Origin of the sequence: Chryseobacterium sp. IT-36CA2, from assembly GCF_949767875.1 — a bacterium.
In the GTDB taxonomy this organism is placed as follows: Bacteria; Bacteroidota; Bacteroidia; order Flavobacteriales; family Weeksellaceae; genus Chryseobacterium.
Genome location: NZ_CATKPG010000024.1, coordinates 1 through 17,437 on the forward strand (window position 1 = coordinate 1; position 17,437 = coordinate 17,437).

At 36.5% G+C, this 17,437-nt stretch carries 14 protein-coding genes; 2 read left to right on the top strand and 12 right to left on the bottom strand.

All coding sequences use genetic code 11. From position 1 onward, the window contains the following. The 5 genes from ACM6F9_RS19110 to ACM6F9_RS19130 all read right to left on the bottom strand — a co-directional run. The coding region (locus tag ACM6F9_RS19110) for a T9SS C-terminal target domain-containing protein (RefSeq protein ID WP_414847170.1) at positions 1 to 1,098 on the bottom strand (1,098 nt) is incomplete at its 3' end. 270 nt (positions 1,099 to 1,368) lie between these two features. Then, positions 1,369 to 2,826 carry a TolC family protein gene (locus tag ACM6F9_RS19115; RefSeq protein WP_105704385.1) on the bottom strand — a complete coding sequence of 486 codons (1,458 nt, stop codon included), beginning with the start codon at positions 2,824 to 2,826 and terminating at the stop codon, positions 1,369 to 1,371. Next, positions 2,798 to 5,989 carry an efflux RND transporter permease subunit gene (locus ACM6F9_RS19120; protein WP_414847171.1) on the bottom strand — a complete coding sequence of 1,064 codons (3,192 nt, stop codon included), beginning with the start codon at positions 5,987 to 5,989 and terminating at the stop codon, positions 2,798 to 2,800. Before ACM6F9_RS19120 ends, ACM6F9_RS19115 begins: the two co-directional genes overlap by 29 nt. Positions 5,990 to 6,010: 21 nt before the next feature. Continuing rightward, positions 6,011 to 7,093, bottom strand: a complete 1,083-nt coding sequence (locus ACM6F9_RS19125) for an efflux RND transporter periplasmic adaptor subunit (RefSeq protein WP_414847362.1) — start codon at positions 7,091 to 7,093, stop codon at positions 6,011 to 6,013. 147 nt (positions 7,094 to 7,240) lie between these two features. Next, the gene (locus tag ACM6F9_RS19130; protein WP_414847172.1) at positions 7,241 to 7,627 is read right to left on the bottom strand and encodes a hypothetical protein; all 387 of its coding nucleotides are present in this window, start codon (positions 7,625 to 7,627) and stop codon (positions 7,241 to 7,243) included. A 652-nt stretch (positions 7,628 to 8,279) separates the two neighbouring features. Between ACM6F9_RS19130 and ACM6F9_RS19135 the strand changes: the two genes are divergently transcribed. After that, positions 8,280 to 8,672 (top strand): multicopper oxidase domain-containing protein, encoded by a 393-nt coding sequence (locus ACM6F9_RS19135; RefSeq protein ID WP_414847173.1) that lies wholly within the window; start codon positions 8,280 to 8,282, stop codon positions 8,670 to 8,672. A gap of 38 nt (positions 8,673 to 8,710) precedes the next feature. Continuing rightward, a complete protein-coding gene (locus ACM6F9_RS19140; RefSeq protein WP_414847174.1) occupies positions 8,711 to 9,145 on the top strand; it encodes an META domain-containing protein in 435 nt (144 codons plus the stop codon). Between the two features lie 64 nt (positions 9,146 to 9,209). Here ACM6F9_RS19140 and ACM6F9_RS19145 read toward each other — a convergent pair whose 3' ends face one another. From ACM6F9_RS19145 to glmS, 7 genes are all read right to left on the bottom strand, one after another. Then, positions 9,210 to 9,470 (bottom strand): SemiSWEET transporter, encoded by a 261-nt coding sequence (locus ACM6F9_RS19145; protein ID WP_105704380.1) that lies wholly within the window; start codon positions 9,468 to 9,470, stop codon positions 9,210 to 9,212. A 36-nt stretch (positions 9,471 to 9,506) separates the two neighbouring features. Beyond that, entirely contained in the window at positions 9,507 to 10,541 is a 1,035-nt protein-coding gene (locus ACM6F9_RS19150; RefSeq protein WP_414847175.1) for an NAD(P)/FAD-dependent oxidoreductase, read from the bottom strand. Positions 10,542 to 10,687: 146 nt separating this feature from the next. Next, positions 10,688 to 11,626 (bottom strand): gliding motility protein GldN, encoded by a 939-nt coding sequence (gene gldN, locus ACM6F9_RS19155; RefSeq protein WP_414847176.1) that lies wholly within the window; start codon positions 11,624 to 11,626, stop codon positions 10,688 to 10,690. Positions 11,627 to 11,646: 20 nt separating this feature from the next. Further along, entirely contained in the window at positions 11,647 to 13,236 is a 1,590-nt protein-coding gene (locus tag ACM6F9_RS19160) for a GldM family protein (protein WP_414847177.1), read from the bottom strand. Between the two features lie 52 nt (positions 13,237 to 13,288). After that, on the bottom strand, positions 13,289 to 13,987 hold the full coding sequence (gene gldL / locus ACM6F9_RS19165) for a gliding motility protein GldL (protein ID WP_414847178.1): 699 nt from the start codon (positions 13,985 to 13,987) through the stop codon (positions 13,289 to 13,291). Positions 13,988 to 14,040: 53 nt separating this feature from the next. After that, positions 14,041 to 15,465, bottom strand: a complete 1,425-nt coding sequence (gene gldK / locus ACM6F9_RS19170; protein WP_121490094.1) for a gliding motility lipoprotein GldK — start codon at positions 15,463 to 15,465, stop codon at positions 14,041 to 14,043. A gap of 108 nt (positions 15,466 to 15,573) precedes the next feature. Beyond that, positions 15,574 to 17,427 (bottom strand): glutamine--fructose-6-phosphate transaminase (isomerizing), encoded by a 1,854-nt coding sequence (gene glmS / locus ACM6F9_RS19175; protein WP_414847179.1) that lies wholly within the window; start codon positions 17,425 to 17,427, stop codon positions 15,574 to 15,576. Positions 17,428 to 17,437 lie beyond the last annotated feature (10 nt).

The following is a 17,437-nucleotide window of genomic DNA, read 5'->3' on the forward strand; positions in this document are numbered from 1 at the left end:
CGCGGAATGAAGAACACTCATTCCCATCAGGATATCGCGGTTTTTGAAATTGTAGGATTTCTGCCATTGTTCATCACCCCTTTCATTTAAAGAAATCAGCCAAAGATCTGTTCCTTCTTCCAATCCAACAGTTTTGTTTCCTGATCTTTCCGATCTTGATTCTCCTCCAATGATGAATCCGTTTGAAGTTAATGCCAAGGTTCTGATATGATCATCTCCTTTTCCTCCGAAGTTCTTCTCCCATTCTACTTTTCCGTTTTTATCGAGCTTAACGATCCAGTAGTCACCTTCACCGAAGTTTTCAGTTTGCTTCGAAGTTGCAGATAGTAGGTTTGGGGTTGCTGTTCTGTCAGACGGAGTATTTGTATTGATCGTTGATTGCTGATGAGTTGTTTTAACAGATGTACTTCTGGAATAAATTCCCAGTAATGCTCCGCCGTCTCTCGTTGGAATCATCTTTTCCACTTCATCTAAACCTTTTCCACCTAGGATTAATTGTGATAATTCTTTTCCATCTTTATCCAATTTTGTGATCAAGACATCTTTAGAACCGTAACCTTTTGAAGAACTTTGAACGTTGCCCGCAACAAAGAATCCTAAATCTGTTGTTTGAATGACTGCTCTTGCTTCTTCATCAGAAGAACTTCCCAAGGTTTTCTGCCATAACTGATCTCCAAATTCATTGATTCTGATCAGCCAGATATCTGATCCTCCTTTGGAATCCTCTTTTTTATCAAGACCTTTTCCGGAGTAAGACGTTCCTGCTAAGAGAAACCCACCATCCTGTGTGGTAACGGTTGCTGATAAATAATCATGATTCTGTCCGGAAAAGTATTTTTCCCAAACTTCTTCACCCTGTTGATTTAATTTTACCAGATGAAAATCATAACCGTTGTTTTGCTTACTTCCAGCCTCCAGCTTCCCGCTTCCTGGCTGTATAGAACTTCCTGTGATCAAATATTGCTGATCAATGGTTGTGGTTACCTGGCTTAGAAAATCCTGGGTAGAGGATTTGATATCTTTTTGCCATACCACTTCCTGAGCGGATAAGCTCAAGCCTGCGCATAAGATTAGCGCACTGAGATAAAGTTTTCTCACACTTTGTTGTTTTTTGAGTTATTAATCAGTTTATTTAAAACTGCGCGAATTTAACACTTTTTAAGACACGAAACTTATTTTAATGTGGTACGCCGTAAATCATTCTATTAATCTTTAAATCTCTTTTATGATGTAGTAAAATATGTCTTATTCTAATGCAAAATTATCTCTCTACAACGACAAAACCTGTCGTATTAAAAATAAAAAAGGGCCAATCCTAAAAGAATTGACCCCAAAACATTAACTGTTTATTGATAGAATTATGATGTTTTATTTCCAGCCTCCACCTAAACTTTTATAGATGTCGACTACTGTGCTGAGCTGCTTCTGTTTTGCTTCGATAAGCTCCATTTTAGCATCCAGCGCATCTCTCTGGTTCAAAAGAACTTCAAGATAATCCGCTCTTGAATTGCGGAACAATTGATTAGCAATATCAATAGACTGATCTAGGGCTTTGGTTTCCTGTGATTTCAATTGATAATACTGATCTATATTTTTAACCTTTGACATTAGATTGGCAACATCCAGATAAGCATTCAATATGGTTTTATCATATTCATACAATGCCTGAACCTGTTTTGCATCTGCCGTCTGGAAATTCGCTTTTATCGCGCTCTTATTAATCAGCGGACCTGCCAGTTCACCTGCCAGATTGTAAGCAATGGATTCCGGCATTTTAACAAGATAGGAAGGTTTAAACGCCTCCAGACCTAATGTTGCAGAAATCTCCAAAGAAGGGTAAAACTCTTTTCTTGCAGCTTCTACATCCAGTTTTGAAGCTTTTAACTCCAATTCCGCCTGTTTGATATCAGGACGGTTTGCCAATAACTGTGACGGAATTCCGGTATACACTGTGGGAGGAATGGTAGACATAAAGTTTTCCTTTGTTCTCACGATCGGTTGTGGATACCTTCCGAGCAAAGCATTAATTTGATTTTCCTTCTCCGTGATCTGCTGACGGATCGTATATTCTGCCGCTTTGGATTTCGCCAATTCTGCTTCAAATTTCTTCACCGCCAATTCCGTTGCAGCAGCAGCTTCTTTCTGAATTTTGGAAATTTCCAATGCTCTTTGCTGAAGCTTGATATACTGCTGTATAATATCCAACTGGTTATCCAGAGCCAATAATTCATAATAGTTATCAGCAACTTCTTCAATAAGATTAGACAAAACAAAGTTTTTCCCTTCCACTGTAGAAAGATAGTGGGCAACTGCAGATTCTTTTTCCGTTCTGAGTTTTTTCCAGATATCAATCTCCCAGCTTGCATTTAATCCCGCTCCAAAATTTCCAAGTGGATCTGGCATTTCTTTTCCTGGTTCAATCTCTGTAGTAGCATCCCCTGCTCCTTCGCTGGTGTAGCGTCCGGATTTTTTCAATCCGGCTCCTATCCCTGCAGAAACAGTGGGAGTTAATCTTCCTTTTTTGGCTAAAACACCACTTTTCGCAATCTCAATCTCCTGAAGAGTGATCAACAGCTCCTGATTATTTTTTAGAGCTGTCTCAATCAGGGTTACCAGGTTTGGATCTGTAAAGAACTGTCTCCATGGAGTTGTTCCGCTATTGTTATTAGCATCCTGCTGTTCATCCTGATTAAAGTTTTGAGGAATATTTTCTTTTACCTCGTCTTTTATAACAGTCGCCATTGGCGCCTTACAGCTTGCAAGTACAAGCGATAAGGCAATGGCTGTGAATATATTTTTAGTCTTCGAATTTTCCATCATGTTCATAAGGTTCAGTTTGTTCTGTTAAAGGATTCTCTTCTTCATATCTGGCCAGTCTAGACTTATCAGCAATTGTTCCGAAGATATAATACAATCCTGGGATAATCATCAATCCGAAAATAGTTCCGATCAACATTCCACCTGCTGCTGCAGTACCAATCGTTCTGTTACCAATAGCTCCCGGTCCTGTTGCAATCACCAATGGAATCAATCCCGCAACGAATGCAAATGATGTCATTAAAATAGGTCGGAAACGAATGGCAGCTCCTTCAATAGCAGCTTTTGCTACAGAAATCCCTTCTTCTGCTTTCTTCTGTACGGCAAACTCTACAATTAACACGGCATTCTTACCTAAAAGTCCGATTAGCATAACCATTGCTACCTGCGCATAGATATTGTTTTCCAATCCTAAAAGTTTTAAACATAAAAAGGCTCCGAAAATACCCGTTGGAAGAGATAAAATTACTGGTAACGGAAGAATAAAACTTTCATACTGAGCAGCAAGAATCAGATAAACAAATCCTAAACATACCAGGAAGATAAATACCGCTTCATTCCCACGGCTTACTTCATCTTTGGAAATACCTGCCCAGTCGATACCAAATCCTCTTGGAAGCGTTTTATCCGCAACTTCCTGAATCGCCTGAATTGCCTGTCCACTACTGTATCCAGGTGCCGGAGTTCCACTCACCTCTGCAGAGTTATACATATTATGTCTTGTAATCTCGGATAATCCGTAAACTTTTTCCAATCTCATAAAGTCTGAATACGGAACCATCTGATCTTTATCGTTTTTAACGTATAATTTCAGTATATCTGTTGGTAAGGCACGGTATTGAGGGCCTGCCTGAACAATTACTTTATATGGTCTGTCAAAACGGATGAAACTCGTCTCATAGTTGGAACCGATCAGTGTAGATAAATTATCCATTGCTTTTTCAATAGTCACCCCTTTTTGTTCTGCAAGATCATTATCAATCTTAAGCATATATTGTGGGAAACTGGCAGAATAGAATGTAAATGCCGACCCCAGCTCCGGACGCTTCTTCAGCTCTTTCACAAAATCATTACTTACCTGCTCCATTTTATGATAGTCTCCACTTCCTGCTTTATCCAGCAAACGAAGTTCAAAACCTCCTGCTGCTCCATATCCGGGAACAGACGGCGGCTGGAAGAATTCAATATTAGCTCCTGGAATATTTTTGGCTTTTTCCTCGAGTTTTTCAATGATTTCTGCAGCAGATTCTTTACGTTCTTCCCAGCTTTTAAGGTTGATCAGACAGGTTCCTGAGTTGGATCCGGTACCTTCCGTCAAAATCTCATATCCTGCAAGGGATGAAACAGACTGCACTCCATCAATATCTTCGGATTCTTTCAAAAGTTCTCTGGCAATCTGATTGGTTCTTTCCAATGTAGATCCAGGAGGTGTCTGAATAATGGCATAGATCATCCCCTGGTCTTCTGCCGGGATAAATCCTGAAGGTAAAGAGTTACTCAGGAAGAATGTACAGGCACAAAATGCTAATAGTAACGGTAATGTGACTGTCTTTTTAGTCACTGTTTTATTCAACATTTTCTCATATCTGCCAGCTCCTTTCGTGAACAGGTTGTTGAATTTATCAAGGAAAATAGTAATCGGAGTTTTCTTCTTAGCTTTTCCGTGATTATTTTTCAAGATCAAAGCACACAATGCTGGTGTCAAAGTAAGAGCTACAATTCCTGAAAGGATAATGGATGATGCCATTGTGATAGAGAACTGGCGATAGAATACTCCAACCGGTCCGGACATAAATGCAATCGGAATGAATACAGATGCCATTACCAATGTAATTGCAATAATTGCTCCACTGATCTCATGCATTGCTTCTTCTGTTGCTTTTAATGGAGAAAGATTTTTCTCTTCCATCTTGGCGTGAACGGCTTCAATTACTACAATCGCGTCATCTACTACAACCCCGATCGCCATTACCAAGGCAAAGAGGGAAATCATATTCAGGGTAATTCCAAAGGCTGACATTACAGCAAATGTTCCTACCAATGAAACCGGAACAGCTAGCGCCGGAATTAATGTAGAACGCCAATCTCCAAGGAATAAGAATACCACAATGGCTACCAAAACGAAAGCCTCAAATAATGTGTGAATTACTTTTTCCATGGATGCATCCAGGAATCTGGAAACGTCATAACTAATGTCATAATGCATTCCTTTAGGGAAGTTATTCTTTTCAAGATCTTTCATCAATGCTTTTACGTTTTTGATAACGTCACTTGCATTGGATCCATAGGATTGCTTTACAGTAATTGCGGCAGAAGGCTTCCCATTCAATGTAGAATAAATATCATACATGGAACTTCCGAATTCTATATCCGCCACATCTTTCAGTCTTACCGATTCTCCATCCGGTTTTGCTTTTAAAATAATATTTCCGTAATCTTTTTCATTGTTGAAACGACCCGAATATTTTAAGATATATTCAAATGACTGAGAGCGTTTTCCGGAGCTTTCTCCTGTTTTACCCGGAGAAGCTTCCAAACTTTGCTCATTCAGAGATTCCATTACTTCATCAGCTGAAATATTATAAGCGGTTAATCTATCTGGTTTAAGCCAGATACGCATGGCATATTCACGGGTTCCCAGGATATCTGCAAAACCAACACCACTTACCCTTCTCAATTCAGACATCACGTTGATATCTGCATAGTTGAAAAGGAATTTCTGGTCAGCTTTAGGATCATCACTATACAGGTTAATGTACATCAACATGTTGGGTTCCTCACGTGTGATCTTTACTCCTTCACGTACTACAAGAGGCGGCAGCTTATTCACTACCGAAGATACACGGTTCTGCACGTTTACTGCAGCTACGTTGGGATCTGTCCCCAGATCAAATACAAGCTGAATGGAAGCTTCCCCATCATTACCTGCATCTGAGGTCATATATTTCATACCTGGAACTCCATTTAATCCTCTTTCCAAAGGGATAACTACGGATTTAATCAACAATTCGTTGTTAGCACCAGGATATTCTGCGGTGATATTTACTTTAGGCGGAGAAATAGATGGGAACTGAGTCACTGGAAGTTTTACCAATGACAGCACTCCCATAAATACAATAATCAATGAGATTACTATAGACAGAACAGGTCTGCGAATGAATTTTTTAAACATACTACTTCATTTTAGAGACCACTACTCTGCTTTTAATTTCAATGATTGAAGAACTTTCTTAGGATCCTGGAATTTTGTTTTCACCTTTTGATCGTCCTTCACTTTCTGAACTCCCTCCAGAAGAATCTGATCTCCTTTTGAGATTCCTGAACCTACAATATAAAGATCCGGAAGTTCATAAGCGACTTTGATATTTCGGGATTTTGCCACTCCGTTTTTGTCAATAACAAATACATATTTCTGATCCTGAATTTCATAGGTAGATTTCTGTGGAATAATCAAACCGTTATGAACAGGCATTGTCATCTGTATCTTTCCTGTTTCTCCATTTCTAAGAAGCTTATCCGGATTAGGGAATTTGGCACGGAAAGCAATATTTCCGGTCTCGTTATCGAATTCTCCTTCAATCGTCTGAATCTCTCCTTTTTGTGTATACATTTCTCCATTAGCAGTAATCAGGGATACCTGGTTACTTCCTCTGTCTGCAGCGTGAGTCTGATAACTTAAATATTCAGGCTCGGAAACATTGAAATACGTATAAATATTTGTATTATCCGATAATGATGTCAAAAGGTCTCCTTCATCTACAAGACTTCCCAGTTTCAAAGGAATTCTGTTGATAATACCAGAGAATGGTGCTTTAATATCTGTAAATGAAAGGTGGATCTGAGCCAGTTTCATTTCTGCATTTGCAGCATCCAGCTTGGCTTTTGCCATTGCTTTTTCATTTTTGGAAACAATGTTGTTTCCTGCTAATGTACTTGCATTTTTCAGTTCGATAGAAGCCTGTTCTACCTCTGCTTTTGCTTTTAATAATTCTGCCTGATACAGTTTAGGCATAATCCGGAACAAGGTTTGTCCGGCCTGTACATATTGTCCTTCATCTACAAAGATTTTTTCCAGGAAACCTTTTTCCTGAGCTCTCACTTCAATGTTTTTTACAGATTGAATCTGGGCTACGTATTCTTTGTTGATTACGGTATCCATTACCACAGGGGATGTCACCGGATAGACGGTAACTTCTTCTTTTTCTTCTTTTTTCTTATTGCAGCCAACCGCCAACAAAAGGGCACTCAGCGCAATTCCCGAAGCAACTCTTTTTATCATAATTCTAGAGTTTATATAATCGTTAATGTTTTGATAGAAATAAAAAACGGTAATAAAAAGGGTACGATGTGATGATTACCAACATGCACAACGTAAGGACTTCCCACCTGGTATCAGGCAGAAAATAAATAGAACAGAAAAATTTTAAATTCTGATGGAACGGATAAGAATAAATCTTTTGGTTGCCAAGCCCAGAACAAAGCCGTGAATATCCGGTTTTGATCTTTTATAGCTTTTTAATCCAAAAATGTAGACTAATGAGAAAACCCCGGCAAAAACAATTACAGCCTGTAATACATCAGAAAGCTGGAAATCGTTTTCGGTAAGCTCTAAGGTTGAGTTGTCTACATTGTCTGCCATCTGCTGAACAGAAAGTTTTTCAAAAGTCTGATTCAGGCGATTGGCTCTTTTGGGCATATGATGAGAAGTATGACCGCTGTAGTCATTTCGAAGAGTTTTAATATCGATTCTGCTTTCTACTACAAAGAGTAGAAAAAGACCGGTTAAAAAGTATACTACGAAGTTTCTCATTTTGAAGTTGCAAATGTACACCCAGATTATGACATTATCATCATGGATTAACAAAATTTAACTATCCTTTAAAATACCTGAATATAAAAAACTGATAAATAGTAAATACTTCCTCTATTCAAGCACAATTCGGGAAATTCTGTATTCCATCTGTGTAATTTTCAATTTTCAAAAATCAAGCCAATTTCAACACCTAGAAAAAATTCTAGTCATAAATCTGTTGTGTTTTTTGACATTATAAAGTGCCATTTAAATCAGTTTTAGGGTACTTGTATTACTGAATTAAAACAACTTAACCTAACTTTTGTCATGATTTCATTTTATTAATATTAACTTATTGTTTGTCTCTCTTTTTTGAATTATTTTTGCCAAAGATTAACACAAATAGATAAAAAATGAAAAAAAACCACAGCATCTTTCTGAAAATAAGACGTTTAAAAACCCCTTACTAGACTCTATTTCCCGATTTTTCTACAATAATTATTATTTCCCGTTTCCTGAAAAATGATTCAAAAAATAGTGAGATAAATCTACTTTAATTTATATTTTCTGTTAGTTTATGAAAATTTAACATATATTTATTAAAAATATTTGTAAATTTATAAGGCATTAACATCATTATTCATGAAACACTTTAAAATCACATCTCACTATGAAAAAATTATTAGTACCAATCCTTTTCGGATTGATCATTATCTCCCTAACAGCGTGTAAACATCCCGGAAAAGAAACTGAAACCTTTACTACTACTGCTCCGGAAAATGCAGACGACATTTCCAAAAATGTGTATGTTGACAGCTATGGAGAAAAGATAGAAGTAACCATCAACAGCACCAAAAATACCGCAACTATACATTTAAACGGTAAAACTTTTGACCTTAAAAAAAGTGATGCTTTACCGGAGTATACAGCCTCTAATGATGAGTATCAATATTCTGATATTAAAGGAAATATAACTTTCCTGAAGAAGAATGTAGATATGGTCCTATTCCACCTTAAACAGGAAAAAAAACAATCAGGACCGGCGAAAATGGCATCGTATTAGCATATTGAACACCATTCATCTTAAAAAAAATAAGCATTATGAAAAGTTTATATTATTATTTATCGGCACTTGTTATCGCAACGTTTTTAGTAGTTTCTTGTAAAACACAGAATACACAAAAAGCAACTACTGATATTACAGGAAAAACATGGAAGCTTACTGAGCTTAATGGAAAGCCGATTGATCTTAAAAATCCTAAGAACAATCCTTATTTCAAACTTGATATGAATGGCATGAGATACCAAGGACATGCAGGATGCAACGGTTTGGGAGGAACTTTCGAGATCAAACCTGAGATAATGAGAATAAAATTCAACCAGGGAATGTCTACCATGATGGCTTGCGAAGATCTGGATATTGAAAACCAGTTTACAAAAGCAATCCTTGCAGCGGATAACTATTCTGTGAATGGAAATACGCTTACTTTAAACAAAGCAAGAATGGCTCCTTTAGCCAAATTCGTTCTTCAATAAAATAATTCTATCTCACTTAAATAAAAAAAGACGCCTGAAAATTGGGCGTCTTTTTTTATATACTTTACTCTTTTTTATTGTAAATGATGTAACAAATTAGAAGGCTGATGTTCACCAAAACAGCAAATGCATTTGACAAAATAATAGGTAATTCACCTTTTTCAAAGCCATACCAGACCCACAGTGAAAGCCCTGAAATAAGGACCAAAAGCATAAGCAGAGAAATATCTTCCACATTCTTCTCTCTGATCACTTTTATCAACTGTGGAATCATGGAAACAGAAGTCAGAATTCCGGCAATGATACCTAATATATTCTCATTCATACATTGTACATTTTTGGATAGATATACTAAAATATGTTAATGAAATCTATTCATAGAAACTTCTTCATGCAACGGAATACCTTCTTCAATAAAGCGGAATAAATCTCTTGTAAAATAACAGCCATTCAGAATACCACGGGCACCTAATCCGTTAAAAACATATAAATTTTTCAATGTTTCATGCCTGCCAATGATGGGTCTTCTGTCTTTTACTGTGGGACGGAAGCCAAAGTGTACTTCCGCCACTTCAAAATCGTAAGGATAAAACTCGGAAAGTCCTTTGACCAATTGCTCAACTGCTGATTCGTCAATATGATGATGAAGCTGTTCCCTATCGTAGGTTCCACCATAGAAATAAAGTCCGTTTCCGGTCGGAAATAAGAAATGTTTTTTCTTAACCGTTATGTTTTCAGGAATTGGCTGAGACAATTTTACTTTAATATGGTGACCTTTGTTTGGATTCACTGCTATTTCTGAAAAGTATGGATTATCCTTCACTCCCATCCCTTCGCAGAAAATAATATTTTTGAAGGTAAAATCTTTGTATGTGGATTCTGAAGGGTTCGATTTGGTATAATCGAATTTTTCCTTTACCAAATGATCATTTTTTTCAAAATAATTGAATAGACCTGTGAAAAATCCATTAACATTCAGTCTGGCAGACTGATTCACCTTTCCGGTCTGAAAGTCATTTTTTAATACATTTAAACGATCAAAATTTTCATCAAGAAAAGCCGATAATTCTTCATTCCCCGATTTTTTCAGCCATAGAGTCTGTTCATTCTCATCATGAAAGATTCGGTGAATGGGAGCATTGATCAGGTAGTTTTCTCCGGTATAAGATTCTATTTCATTCAGACTATCTTTAAGAAAATCTATTTGTTCCTGTGCTTTCCAGAATGTGGTAAATTTCTTTAGAACAACCGGATTGATAATTCCTGCTGAAACTTGTGAAGCACTTTTCCTTCCCTCAGAAAAGATAACAAAGGACTTATCATTTTTAATTAGCTGATGAGCCATAAATAGTCCTGCGTATCCATCTCCTACAATAATATAATCTACATTTTTCATATGAGAAATTTCATTTATTTAAAGGTCATATGTAATCGCCTACATTATTGATTATGATTATTGATTAGCAATAAACAAAGGGCGATTTCATAATAAAAAAAACCTGAGTAAAAATACTCAGGTTTTCTATAAATATCAAGTGAAATCTAGTAATTCCACATTTCATTTTCCATATCAAGAATCTGTGCTTTGATTCTATCACTTTCTTCCAGCTGTTCATCAGCATTCTTAGGGATATAGTGATTAATAGTACCATCTCCTAAACCGCTTGAAGATTTATAGATGATAGAAGAGAATCTTCTTGCATTGATTACATCATCGAAAGATAAATCAGCAGACGAATTTTTTCTGTTGAAGACAAAATTGTTTGCTAAAACATCACGAGCATTTGGATAATAGATCCAGAACAGGTCAATAAGCTCATCGTTACCTGCAATAGGTTTACCATCCGGACCAATAACACCCTGTACTGCAGGATCTGGTCCCATTGCAGCAATGCCTAGAGGTCTGTATTTCATTTGCCCATCTCTCTTATCGATAAACCACATACCCATAATTTTAAGAACTTTTACTTTATCAGTAGTTGTCTTAAATACGTCAGTATATTGTTTCTTTTCTGCTTCTGTAAGCTGTCTTCCAGAGTTTAAGATATCAATAGCAGCATCATTGATGATTACTTTTTCCAATCTCTTCTGAATTCCTTCAGGAGAAAGCTTTACAGTAAAGTTTTCATCATCATATATCTGCTCGATCTTTCCAGATAAAGCTGCATCCAGCAATAATTGGTATAAAGATCTTGTTGGAGTAGAAAGAAGACTATTCTCATTATCATAGTAGAATGGCTGGTTGATCTTATCATTCATATCAATGATCTCCCATACAAACATACTCTTAAGGATGTCTTTTTCTTCTACAAAACCATACTCAAGAGGTTTTACCGTTTTATCTACAATAGTATCACCAACTTTCTGTTTGTTTTCTGCTCTCATCTGTCTGAACTCTTCCGGAGAAGCTGCGTTCAGAATAGTCTGGGAAAAAGCAAATCCCGAAACTAATACTAAAAGGGTGCTAATATATTTTTTCATAATAAATTACAATTTTAGTCCTATGGAATGTTAATGATTATAGGAGTAATGTTCTTAATAACCTGGCCATCTAAACCTTGAGCTGTAACTTTAATATCAAAGATAGAAACTACATCTCCTGATCTAAGATTTTTCACTAATCCAGCGGCATCATTTAATGAATTTCCGTGAACTAGTAATGCTGCTCTACCAGGTACTCTTACCATAAACTGCGTTACAGTAAATGAAACAGGGAAGTCGAAGTCAGGAATTGCTGCCTGTACCGTTTGGTTCTGGATAGAAGTTGCCGGCATAGATACTATACTACTTCCTCTGATCTGACCCTGTGGTGGTGGTACATTTTTAATTCTGTATTCAAATACCTGAGATACAGATTTTCCGTAAGGATCTGTTCCTGACAATGTTAACTTAACCGTATTACCCGAAGTTGGTTTTATACTCCATTTTCCTGGGCCTGTACTTTTCACAGATGCACCTGGAGCAGATAATGAAAGTTTAGAATTGTCAGCACCTAAGATTGATCCTGAAACAGGGTTCTCAAGTCCTCTATACATTACATTCATTTTGTCTGCAGAAAGTAATAGTCCTTTTTCAAGTTTTACTTCTCTAGGTCCTGCGATTACATTGTAAGTATGCGTCCAAGGGAAACTTTGTGGCTTACCTGAAGCATCTGTTAATGTAATAGTACCTCCTAATTTATGTTCACCAATTCCAGAACCTGAAATAGATGTAATACCTTTACCGTTTTCTACTCTGCCTACACCAGAGATACTGATCTTATTGCTGTTAGAATAAGTTCCTAACATTACTTTTACTTCAGCTTGTTTTCCTGCCTGGATATCTACCGGACCTGAAACGATTGGTTCATAGCTTGAGAATTTAATATTCGCATCTACTTTTTCCTGAAGTAATAGTGCCAATGCATCAGACTGTACATTTCTGGCATCATTTTGGATAATTTCCAAATTAGATATTGCAGCAATTAGTGTCTGATGAAAAAATTTATTTTGGAACCAAGTCTTTTCATTTGGAGATTTTCCTTTAGGATATTCTGCAATAAGAGACCTGTTAGCTCTTTCAACTAAGTCTTTAAGCTGAGCATTATTTCCAAAAGTAGCATTGATATAATTTCTTACGTCATCAATTTTAGCTTTCAAATCTAATGCATTCTTTGAAGGGGAATTTTCATCTCCTTCTTTAAAGAAATAATCTGTAGTAGCTTCATTATTGTTAAGTGCAGAAAAATTCTCACTTACATCAAGATCTTTACCGTCTTTATCTTTATCATGAAAATCCGACTGTTTCTTTAACAAATCTTTAATATCCTGAGAAGATTTCACCAATACATCAATCTTAGATTTCAACACTTTGTATTGAGCCCAAGGCTGTGCGTAGGTATCCGGAACTTGCTGAGCTTTAGCTTCTAATGTTCTTTCAAAAATCTTTTCGTTCTTTCTTTCTGTTAAAGTTCTGGTTTCATTTAATGCTCTAGTAGAGTCATAGTATGATCTGATGATTTCTGCATCAATATTTAGGGCCATCATCGCGATGAACACCAAATACATCAGGTTGATCATCTTCTGACGAGGGGTCTGTTTTCCTTGTGCCATTCTCTTTTCTTTGTTTTTTGATTAAGTAGTTAAATTTAGAAATGGTTAGGAATTAAGACTTCATAGCAGTTAGCATACCACCATAAACTCTATTTAAATTATTAAGATTAGATGTTAAACCTTGTAGCTCTTGGTTGAACTTTTCAGAGTGCTCTGCAGATTTCTGCATATCTGCTACATATTTATTAGCAAATTCTGATTGTTTTTTACCGCTTTCCAATTGCATAGCATAAAGAGCATTCATGCTTTCCATATGCTGAGCTGCTTTGTTCAATTGGTCATTATATTTATGAGTAGAAGCAGATACGTCAACAGTTTGATTGATCTGATCAACAGAGTTTGAAAATTTATCAATTCCTGTTCTTAATCTCTCAAATAATTGAACATCTAATCTAGCGTCTTCAAGCATTTTGTCCAATTTAGTTGAAAGAGAGTTTTCTAATTCAGCAAACTGAGCTGCAGCGTTATTATTTCTGGAAGAAACATTAGAGTGCAAAGGATTTGGGTTAGCATGTTTATCTAATAACTCAGGATAAACATTCTCCCATGCATAAGATTCTTCTGATTTTGGAGGGTCAAATGCAAAAATGATAAAAATAACAGCTTCGGTAATAAGTCCCACTGTAAGAGCAAGATTACCATTAATTGGTCCCAAGGTATAGTGAGTAATTTTAAGCCAAGCTCCGAGAATTACAATTGCAGCACCGAATGAATAAAAGAAATTCATCCAAGCATCTTTAGTCTTAAACATATTGAGTTAGTTTTTTTAATGTTAAATAAAATTGTTATTGAAAAATTGTCTGATTAATTTCTGTTAACTCTTCTTGGCTTAACAGCTGCTTCAGGAATATCCTGTACAGTTCTGAATCCGATATAGCTTCTTGCGGAATCTTTTCTTTCCCAATCTCTAGCACCTGTCATTAGTGCATATCCTATATCTTTCCAAGATCCTCCTCTTACAGATTTCTTCGTATCCTTTTTATCTTTAGTAGAAGGATTTAGTGTAGAAGAGAATCCAGCTGAGGAATTGTTAAACGAAGATAATGTCCACTCAGAAACGTTTCCAGCCATATCAAATAACCCAAACCCATTTTTCTTAAATTTCTTAACTGGAGCTGTATATGTATAAGTACCTTTTTTCTCGTCTTCCATGTAGTTACCTCTCTTCGGTTTGAAGTTCGCAAGGTAACAACCTCTGTCATCCATTAAATATGGACCTCCCCAAGGGTAAGTAGCATTTTGCATACCTCCTCTTGCAGCATATTCCCATTCAGTCTCAGTTGGAAGACGGAACTCTAATGGTCTTTGTTTTTTTCTTTTTAAACTTTCGTTGTAATCAGTTTTCAATTTAGATCTGAAGTTACAATAAGCTCTTGCCTGATCCCAGGTTACTCCAACTACAGGATAGTCTTTGTAAGCTTTGTGCCAGAAATATTGTTCAAATAATGGCTCATTGTAAGCAAAGTGGAAATCTTTTACCCAAACTGTAGTATCAGGATAGATCGCGATACTTTCACTTTTCAGGTAATTAGCTCCTCTTTCGTTATCTGCAACAGCAGCGTCCATATCTCCCCAACGGTAAGTATATTTCAGCTTACTTACATCTAAAATTCTTTCGTTTCCAATTCTTGAAGAAGAAGGCAGATACATAGATTCTAAAACCTCTGCGTATTCTACATCCGGGTATTTTGTTGTACTCCAGTGTAAAGGAATTTTCCAATCTAACCTTTTGCTAGCATCATATCCTCCATCTTCACGGCCTCCCTGGCCTTCCATATATTCTTGATAAGGTGTTAAATTTTCTTCTTTTTTAGCAAGATATGCGTAATCTCCTATTGCTGCTCCTTTACGTCCGCCTTCATCACCACCTTCTCCGGCAGCTTCAGCAAGTAAAGTTCTCGCAATAGAGTCTCTTACATAATTGATAAATACTCTGTACTCCGAGTTGGTAGTTTCTGCTTCATCCATGAAGAAAGAAGAAACAGTAACAGTCTTCAATGCTGCTTTTTCAGGAGTATTTGTTGGATCCTGATCTGCTAAACCAGCAACAAATGAACCTGCAGGAATTGCGACCATTCCGTATGGTCTTTCCGCAACAAATGATTTAGTTTTTTCTCTTGGTATCAATTCTCCTTTTGTTCCTGGCTTCCCTACAGAAGAGCTGCCACCACCTGAACAAGATACCGATGCTACCGACGCAGACAATAATAAAAGAAATATCCTTTTCATGTTAATTTTTATAATTAAGCCGTAAATATATAATTTTTTTAAGAAACTTTTAAGATTTTTTTTGAAATAACGGAAGAAATCTAAATTTATTTTATTTACAACAACTTTTTATTCCACGGTTACAGATTTTGCAAGGTTTCTTGGTTGATCTACGTTGGCTCCTCTATATACTGCAATATAATAAGCAAGCAGTTGTAGTGGTACGGAAGCAACGATTGGTGAGAAACATTCTGAAGTTTCAGGGATTTCAATAACATAATCTGCCATTGCACTCACCTGACGGTCTCCTTTATTAACTACAGCGATAATTTTTCCTTTTCTCGCTTTAATTTCCTGAACGTTACTTACAATTTTATCATAGTGGCCTTTTTTAGGTGCTATAATTACAATTGGCATATTTTCATCGATCAGGGCAATAGGACCGTGCTTCATTTCTGCAGCCGGGTATCCTTCTGCATGGATGTAAGAAATTTCTTTTAATTTTAATGCTCCCTCAAGGGCAGCTGGATAATTGTACCCTCTTCCTAAATAAAGGAAGTTTGTAGCTTTCACAAAATCTTTTGCAATATTCTGCGTCAGCTCATGGGTTGTATTCAACACTTCTTCAATTTTCTTAGGAATAGCATCAAGCTCAGCAATTAAGCTCATAAATTCAGCGTTTCCTAAGTTTCCGTTGTGTTTTCCTAATTTAAATGCAATTAAAGTAAGGATGGTAAGCTGTGCCGTAAATGCTTTTGTAGAAGCAACTCCAATTTCAGGACCGGCATGCGTATATGAACCTGCATCTGTAATTCTTGCAATTGAAGAATCTACAACATTACATATACCATATATAAATGCACCTTTTTCTTTTGCCAGTTTTAAAGCAGCCATCGTATCAGCGGTTTCTCCGGATTGAGAAATGGCAATCACTACATCTTTATCTGTAATAATTGGGTTTCTGTACCTGAATTCTGATGCGTATTCTACTTCAACAGGGATTCTTGCATATTCTTCTATAAGATATTCTCCGATAAGACCTGCATGCCATGAAGTACCACAAGCAATAATAATGATTCTGTTGGCATTTTTGAATCTTTCCACATGATCCCAGATTCCTGCCATTTTGATCACTCCTTCATCTACAATAAGCCTACCTCTCATTGTATCGTGTACAGATTTTGGCTGTTCAAAGATTTCTTTAAGCATGAAATGCTCATATCCACCTTTTTCTATCTGTTCAAGACTAAGTTTAAGCTCCTGAATTTCAGGCTCAATTTTAGAGTTATCATTGATGGTTCTGATATCTACTCCACCTTCAAGAGAGATGGTAGCCATATGTCCTTCTTCAAGATAAATAGCTTCCTTTGTAAACTCTACGAAAGGAGAAGCATCAGATGCAATAAAATATTCTTTATCACCGATTCCGATTGCTAAAGGAGAACCTAATCTTCCTACTACCAATACTCCGGGATAATCTTCATGAAGTACAGTGATGGCATATGCTCCATATACTTCATTCAATGCATATCTTACTGCTGTCGGGAAATCAGTTTCAGGATTAAGATCCATAAAATACTGGATAAGGTTTACCAATACTTCAGTATCTGTTTCTGATTTGAAAGTAAATCCTTTTTCAGTAAGCATTGTTTTAATGGTATCATAGTTTTCGATAATACCATTGTGTACAATTGCTATTTTTCCGTTGTTTGACAAATGCGGGTGGGAGTTTCTGTCACTTGGAACTCCATGGGTAGCCCAACGTGTGTGCCCCATTCCAATTTTGGATGTTCCTTTTAAATCTTTCGAAATATTCACCAAATCCTCAACTTTACCCTTTGTTTTTTCTACTTCAAGCTTATTGTCTGAACCTTCTAAAACAATTCCGGCACTGTCATACCCTCTATATTCTAATCTTCTAAGACCATTGATTACAATTTCGTAAGCGTCTTGAAAACCTGTATATCCTACTATTCCGCACATATTATTTTGT